At 34.1% G+C, this 7,427-nt stretch carries 7 protein-coding genes; 4 read left to right on the top strand and 3 right to left on the bottom strand.

Going from position 1 to position 7,427, the window contains the following annotated elements:
- Window positions 1–250 precede the first annotated feature (250 nt).
- Window positions 251–2,488, top strand: a complete 2,238-nt coding sequence (locus ABI657_RS13715) for a cation:proton antiporter (RefSeq protein ID WP_348097834.1) — start codon at window positions 251–253, stop codon at window positions 2,486–2,488.
- A gap of 75 nt (window positions 2,489–2,563) precedes the next feature.
- Here ABI657_RS13715 and ABI657_RS13720 read toward each other — a convergent pair whose 3' ends face one another.
- The 3 genes from ABI657_RS13720 to ABI657_RS13730 form a co-directional block, all read right to left on the bottom strand.
- On the bottom strand, window positions 2,564–3,202 hold the full coding sequence (locus tag ABI657_RS13720) for a peroxiredoxin (RefSeq protein WP_348097835.1): 639 nt from the start codon (window positions 3,200–3,202) through the stop codon (window positions 2,564–2,566).
- A gap of 86 nt (window positions 3,203–3,288) precedes the next feature.
- Window positions 3,289–4,512, bottom strand: coding sequence for an MFS transporter (locus ABI657_RS13725; protein WP_348097836.1), 1,224 nt, complete (start codon window positions 4,510–4,512; stop codon window positions 3,289–3,291).
- A 30-nt stretch (window positions 4,513–4,542) separates the two neighbouring features.
- Window positions 4,543–5,292, bottom strand: a complete 750-nt coding sequence (locus tag ABI657_RS13730; RefSeq protein WP_348097839.1) for an AEC family transporter — start codon at window positions 5,290–5,292, stop codon at window positions 4,543–4,545.
- Window positions 5,293–5,574: 282 nt separating this feature from the next.
- Here ABI657_RS13730 and ABI657_RS13735 point away from each other — a divergent pair, with 282 nt between their 5' ends.
- The 3 genes from ABI657_RS13735 to ABI657_RS13745 all read left to right on the top strand — a co-directional run.
- Window positions 5,575–5,982, top strand: coding sequence for an Rrf2 family transcriptional regulator (locus ABI657_RS13735; RefSeq protein ID WP_348097837.1), 408 nt, complete (start codon window positions 5,575–5,577; stop codon window positions 5,980–5,982).
- A 56-nt stretch (window positions 5,983–6,038) separates the two neighbouring features.
- Window positions 6,039–6,680, top strand: a complete 642-nt coding sequence (locus tag ABI657_RS13740; protein WP_348097838.1) for an NAD(P)H-binding protein — start codon at window positions 6,039–6,041, stop codon at window positions 6,678–6,680.
- Window positions 6,681–6,781: 101 nt separating this feature from the next.
- A partial coding sequence (locus ABI657_RS13745) for an ArsA-related P-loop ATPase (protein WP_348097840.1) occupies window positions 6,782–7,427 on the top strand: 646 nt, incomplete at its 3' end.

The following is a 7,427-nucleotide window of genomic DNA, read 5'->3' on the forward strand; positions in this document are numbered from 1 at the left end:
AAAAAAGCTATCTTTATTGATAGCTTTTTTTTATTTAATCCTATTGGAATTAGCCCGGATTACTTCACTTAACTTTTATTTTCATAGGAGTTCAGTTAATTTCATTTGAAATGAAAAGCCTTTTGTAAAAACTGTATTTTTTTGCAGGTGCAGAGCGACCAGCAGAAGCTTCTGGAACTGCATTAAAAAATAGGTTTTTTATAAAAGCTTCAAATGAAAAGCCGGAAAAGCTCCAGAAAATTTTACATTTATGATTGCCTTAATCGCAGCAGCAGAAACTACACACCACCTTAAGCCATTAATTAGCGACTTGGGATTAATCCTGATGACCGCCGGAATTGCCGTTTTGATCTTTAAAAAAATGAAACAGCCCTTAGTTTTAGGGTATCTTATTGCCGGATTTTTAGCAGGTAACCATTTTGATTTTTTTCCTTCAATTTCTGATATTAAAAGTGTAGAAGTCTGGGCAGAAATCGGTGTAATAATATTGCTTTTTAGCCTGGGACTCGAATTTAGTTTTAAGAAATTAATGAAAGTAGGCGGGACAGCTTCTATTACAGCTATTACGCAAATAATTACCATGGTGGCTATTGGATATCTCGCTGGTCAATGGATGGGCTGGTCAAATATGGATAGTATTTTTCTGGGTGTTATTTTATCAATTTCATCAACAACAATCATTTTAAAAACATTTGATGAATTAGGCGTTAAAGCACAAAAATTTGCCGGAATCGTTATTGGATCCCTTATTGTACAGGATATTGTTGCTATTTTAATGATGGTTTTATTGTCTACTTTAGCCGTCAGCCAACAGTTTTCAGGAACCGAATTGTTAATGTCTGTTTTGAAACTGATATTTTTCCTGACAGCCTGGTTTTTGGGCGGTATCTTTTTTATTCCAACATTACTTAAAAAAGCAAAACATTTGCTAACAGATGAAATGTTGTTGATTCTTTCGTTGGCTTTGTGTCTTACTATGGTAATTTTTGCTTCAAATGTTGGTTTTTCACCCGCTTTAGGTGCTTTTATAATGGGATCCATAATCGCCGAAACCACTCAGGCTGAGCATATTGAACATTTGGTAAAACCAGTAAAAGATTTATTTGGAGCCATATTTTTCGTCTCTGTGGGGATGTTAATCGATCCTGCCACTTTATATGAACATGCTCTACCGGTAGCTATTTTAACGATTATTACTATTATTGGACAATCTGTGAGTTCGACAATTGGTGCATTATTAGCCGGACAACCTCTTAAACAATCGGTTCAAACCGGAATGAGTTTGTCACAAATTGGGGAATTTTCATTTATTATTGCCACACTTGGAACGACATTGAATGTTACGAGTTCGTTTCTATATCCGGTAATTGTGGCTGTATCAGCAATAACAACATTCACCACTCCATTTATGGTAAAATATGCGGTTCCTTTTTCTGATTTTTTAGAACAAAAATTACCTAAAAAATGGGTTAAAAACATTAATCGTTATAGTTTAAATGCACAAGCCATAAAATCTGTAAGCACATGGCAAAAAGTACTTCATTCATCTATTATCCAGATAGTCCTGCACACTATAATTATTATGGCTATTATATTATTGTCATCCAAATACGTGGCTCCTTTGGTAGCTGATACAAGGTTTGGCAACACATTGGCAGTATTGATTACACTCATCACAATGGCTCCTTTTTTATGGGCTTTATCATTAAGACGTGTTGCTGTTGAGGAAGTAGAAATTTTATGGGAAGAACGTAAATATCGTGGTGCACTTTTGATGCTTATTTTAATCCGGATGAGTCTGGGACTTTTTTTGGTTGGATTTTTACTAAATATCTTTTTCTCTCCAATAGTTGCTTTTGTTGCCTTAATTATTGCTATTACAGCTTATCAGATATTCCCTAAAAAACTAAACGAACAATATCATAAAATTGAAAATCACTTTTTAAAGAATTTAAACGATCGTGAAAACAAAAAAATTGACAGACGTTATGCTAATTTAATGCCTTGGGATGGCCATATGTCTTTTTTTGATATTGGAAGAGAATCGAATCTGGCAGGTAAAACATTAGAAGAATTGCGTATTAGGGAGCATCTTGGAATTAATATTGCCTATATTAAAAGAGGAGATGTCACGATTCCGATTCCTACTAAAAATGAACGTCTGTTTCCTGGAGATGAAGTATGCGTCATTGGTACTGATGCACAGGTTACTGAATTTACCAAGTATCTCAATCAAAACGAAATTGAAGAGGCTAAAAGTGTTGAAGAATCTAATATTGTACTACGACAATTAGAAGTATCGCATGAGGAATTTATCGAAAAAAGCATTGGACAATTTAGATCCAAAACCAACGGAATGGTTGTAGGAATAGAGCGAAACGGCAACCGAATTCTAAATCCGGAATCGAATATAGTATTACAAAAAAATGATATTATCTGGGTTGTTGGTGATAAAAAGCGAATGAGTGAATTAATGAAAAAAGCATAATATCATTACGACATTATGCTCTTATATTAACAAAAAACAAAGCCACAAATTTTTATTCTCTGTGGTTTTTTGTTCTTATTTATTAGGCTGTGGCGTCATACGCAAATACGGCTTTATTGCGGTATGTCCTTTAGGGAATTTAGCAGGAATATCACTATCCGGAACAGCTGGAGAAATTACCACATCTCCTCCATCTTTCCAGTTTGCCGGAGTTGCTACACTATAATTAGCCGTTAATTGCAAGCTATCAATAACGCGAAGTAATTCGTCGAAATTTCTTCCTGTTGATGCCGGATAAGTTAACGTCAATTTAATTTTTTTATCGTTACCAATTACAAAAACTGAGCGAACTGTAAATTTATCGCTCGCATTAGGATGAAGCATATCATATAAATTGGCTACTTTTTTATCTTCGTCAGCAATAATTGGAAAATTAACTTCTGTATTTTGAGTTTCATTAATATCTTTAATCCATTCCAAATGTGACTCCAAACCGTCTACACTTAAAGCAATAACTTTTGTATTTCTTTTGGTGAATTCAGGAAGATAATTGGCTACTGTTCCTAATTCAGTTGTACAAACTGGCGTAAAATCTGAAGGATGCGAAAATAAAACGCCCCATGAATCACCTAACCACTCATGAAAACTAATTGGTCCTTGTGTTGTTTCGGCCTGAAAATCCGGAGCTATATCGCCTAATCGTAATGTTGACATAATTATTTTTTTTAAGTTCCCCTAAAGTTACTCAAAAAAATAATTAAAAAAAACGAAACTCTACTTTTTCTATCTATTTAAGAAAATTATAATGCTTTTTGCTTTTTAATATTCGGCAGGAAATAAGCCAAGACCCCAATTAATGGCAAATAAGAACTTATAGTATAAACATATTCAATGCTGGTTTTATCTGCAATATATCCTAAAACGGCCGATCCCAGACCTCCCATCCCGAAAGCAAAACCGAAAAACAAACCTGAAATCATTCCCACCTTTCCTGGCTTTAATTCCTGGGCAAAAACCAAAATGGCTGAAAAAGCAGAGGCAATTATGATTCCAATAATCACTGCTAAAACTCCTGTCCAGAATAAATTAGCATAAGGCAATAGCAAAGTAAAAGGTGCTGCTCCTAAAATAGAAAACCAAATAATGTATTTTCTTCCAAAATGATCCCCTAATGGTCCGCCTATTAATGTTCCTGCTGCAACTGAAGCCAAAAAAAGAAATAAATAAAACTGTGAATTCTGAACGCTTAATCCGAATTTACTAATTAAATAAAAAGTAAAATAGCTTGACATACTAGCCATGTAAAAGAATTTCGAAAATATAAGCAACAATAAGACGATAATCGAAATAGTAACTTTTCTACTTGACAAATGAACAATTTCTTCTTCTAAAACCGCTTTTTTAGAAGCTTTTAAAATAATATGATTTTGATACCATACTGCAATTTTTGATAACAGTATAATTCCTAAAACTCCGGCAATCACAAACCATATCACATAAGATTGTCCGTGTGGTGCTACAATTAAAGCAACTAACAAAGGACCGATTGCACTTCCGGCATTTCCTCCTAACTGAAAAATGGATTGTGCCAGACCGCGTTTTCCTCCAGAACCTAAAAACGCTACTCTCGAAGCCTCCGGATGAAAAATAGAAGATCCAATTCCTACTAAAGCAACCGAGACTAATAACATCCAGAACGAACCTGAAACAGACAACAATCCTAATCCTAAAATAGTAAAAACCATGGCAGCAACGAGTGAGTAAGGCTTTGGTTTTTTATCTGTATAAAATCCGACAAAAGGCTGTAACAAAGAAGCTGTTAGCTGAAATACGAAGGTGATCAATCCGATTTGGGTAAAGCTTAAATTGAAATTTTCTTTTAAAATAGGGTATGTTGACGGAATTACCGATTGCATTAAATCGTTTAATAAATGAGCAAATGCAATAGAAAATAATACGGAATAAACTGTTTTTTGGGCTAATGTACTGCTATCGACTGTGGCAGTCTGTGTAGATGAATTCATATTAAGGCAAACAAAAATTGATAATCAAACTTATAGTACAAAAATAACAATAAAATACCAAATGGCGAGGGTTAGAAAGGAAATTGGAATTCCAAATCCAACCATCATACTGCTTAGTTTTGGCTTTAGCCCATAAGTCGAAGCCATGATTGCACCTGTAATCATCGGTGCCATAGCTGTTTCCATTATAGTAATCTTTATAGGTTCTGAATGTTGCTTGAAAATAAAAACGTATAAAACCAAAATTACAAACGGAACCAGAATAAGCTTAAAAAAAAGTCCGAGCTGTAAAAATTTCCAATGCCGGCTTTTTCTATCAAAACTCAGCTGTAATCCGACCGATAACAAAGCAAGTGGTGTTACCAGACTTCCTGTTTTTAATAGCACAGATTGAATATCTAAATTCAATTCATAATTGTAAACATTCATTAAGCAAGCCAAAACAAACATCATAAATGGCGGAAACAATATTATCTTCTTAATAATACTAAATGTATCCGGATTTCCTTTAGAATAAAAAGCGGCAACGAAAACCCCTAAAGTTGAAACCACCACAAAAGTCCCCGGCTGATCAACCAAAACAGCTGTTTCTAAACCTTTTTTCCCAAATAAAGCTTCAATTATTGGGTAACCCAAAAATGAAGAATTACTTAATCCCGCTGTTAAAATCAAGCATCCAATAAGCTTATTGGACCAACCCAATTTTCTTCCTAAAAAATGAAAAAATACAAACGCGAAAATAAAAGTGATCCAGCCGGCACACCTATTGGAAATAATAATTCATTGCTCCATTTTATTTTTGGAATATGATATAAAGTGACTGCTGGCAGACATACAAAAATTACTATTTTATTGATGATTTTATAAATTATGTGTTGGAAATCGCTTTACATTCTGCAAAAGCAATCCTAAAAATAAAAAGAAGAATATTATAATAAAGTTATTCATATCAAGGCTTGACTACAAAAATAAGCATTCTAAATTATTAGAATGCATTAATTTTTAGGTAAAATGTTTTAATTCAAAAAAACATCCTATACTTGTAATATATTTTATTACAGTATGATTTCAGGTAAATTTGCCATAACGATTCACATTCTTACTTTGCTGACTAAATTCCCAAATGATTATTTGTCATCGGAATTTATTGCAGGAAGTATCAATTTGAACCCGGTTTTGGTCCGAAAAGAAATTGCCAATTTAAAAGCACATCATATTGTAGAAAGTAAAGAGGGTAAAAATGGCGGCACAAAAATGGCGGTAGATGCGTCAAAATTGACTTTGAAAGAAATTTTTGAAATGACTTTTGAAACGATAAATTTAGGTTATGCCAAAAATAAGCCCAATCCGGATTGTCCGGTTGGAAAAATGATCAATCAAAATTTAAGTGTATTATATGCTGAAATAAATCAAAAAATAAGTTTACAACTGAATAATATCTCACTTGAAGATTTTTCAGCTCAATTTTAAAACTATTTTTTTAATCAAAACTGTAACATTTTTTATTACTAAATAAATTATATATTATGAAAATCGCAATTATAGGAGCAACAGGATTTGTTGGCTCCGCTATTTTAAACGAATTGGTAAACACAAAACATGAAATTACTGCAATTGCAAGAACTCCGAAGGAAACTGTAAGTGTAAATTGGGTTGGTGCAGATATTTTCAATACAGATGATTTGGCAGAAATTTTAAAAGGAAATGATGTAGTTATTAGTGCATACAATCCCGGTTGGACGAACCCAAATATATACGATGATTTTCTAGCAGGTTCTAAAGCCATTCAGGGAGCAGTGAAACAATCAGCAGTGAAACGTTTTATCACGATTGGAGGTGCGGGAAGTTTATTTGTTGCTCCGGATTTACAGGCTGTAGACACTCCCGATTTTCCAAAAGAAATTTATCCCGGTGCAAATGCAGCAAGACAATATTTAAATATTATTAAAGAAGAAAAGGAACTGGATTGGGCATTTTTTAGTCCGGCTTTCGAAATGCATGCCGGAACAAAAACCGGCAGAACAGGAAAATATCGTTTAGGCTTAGAAAATCCGGTTTTTAATGATGAGCAAAGGAGTATTTTATCTGTAGAAGATTTAGCAGTAGTTATTGCTGATGAAACTGAGAACCCAAAGCATCATCAGGTTCGATTTACAGCGGGTTATTAAAATTGGACATGGACAATAAATTCACAATAGTTTCTAGAGCAAATTGTGCTTTTGAAACTGTTTTTGTTTTCAGTACTTTTACAATACCAAAAAAAAGTATTTTGTCAAGTCCAAAAAAACATTCAGGCAGTTTACATGAAAAAGCTGGAATTTCAATTCCTGAAATTATCAATGTATCTGCCATCAGTCAAATTCAGAAAAGCAGAAGAAAACAACCTTCTGCAGATGAGTTAATTACCGGAATTATTGACGGAAACAGAACTGCTTTAAGCCGGGCGATTACTTTAGTCGAAAGCACAAATCCGAAACATGCTGAAAAAGCAAATGAAGTAATTAACGGATGTTTACCAATGGCAAACAAATCAATTCGCATTGGAATTACCGGTGTTCCAGGTGTTGGAAAAAGTACTTTTATTGAAGCTTTTGGAACTTTCCTGACGCAATTAGGCAAAAAAGTAGCGGTTTTGGCAGTTGACCCAAGCAGCTCGCTTTCGCATGGAAGTATTTTAGGAGATAAAACCCGTATGGAAGAGTTGGTAAAAGATGAAAATGCTTTTATCAGACCAAGTGCTTCGGGTGATACTTTGGGCGGAGTAGCCAGAAAAACACGCGAATCTATTATTCTATGTGAAGCTGCAGGTTTTGACACGATTATTATCGAAACCGTTGGTGTTGGTCAAAGTGAAACAGCCGTTCATAGTATGGTTGACTTTTTTTTATTACTTAAAATTTCCGGTGCAGGCGATG

It is taken from the genome of Flavobacterium sp., assembly GCF_039930565.1.
In the GTDB taxonomy this organism is placed as follows: Bacteria; Bacteroidota; Bacteroidia; order Flavobacteriales; family Flavobacteriaceae; genus Flavobacterium.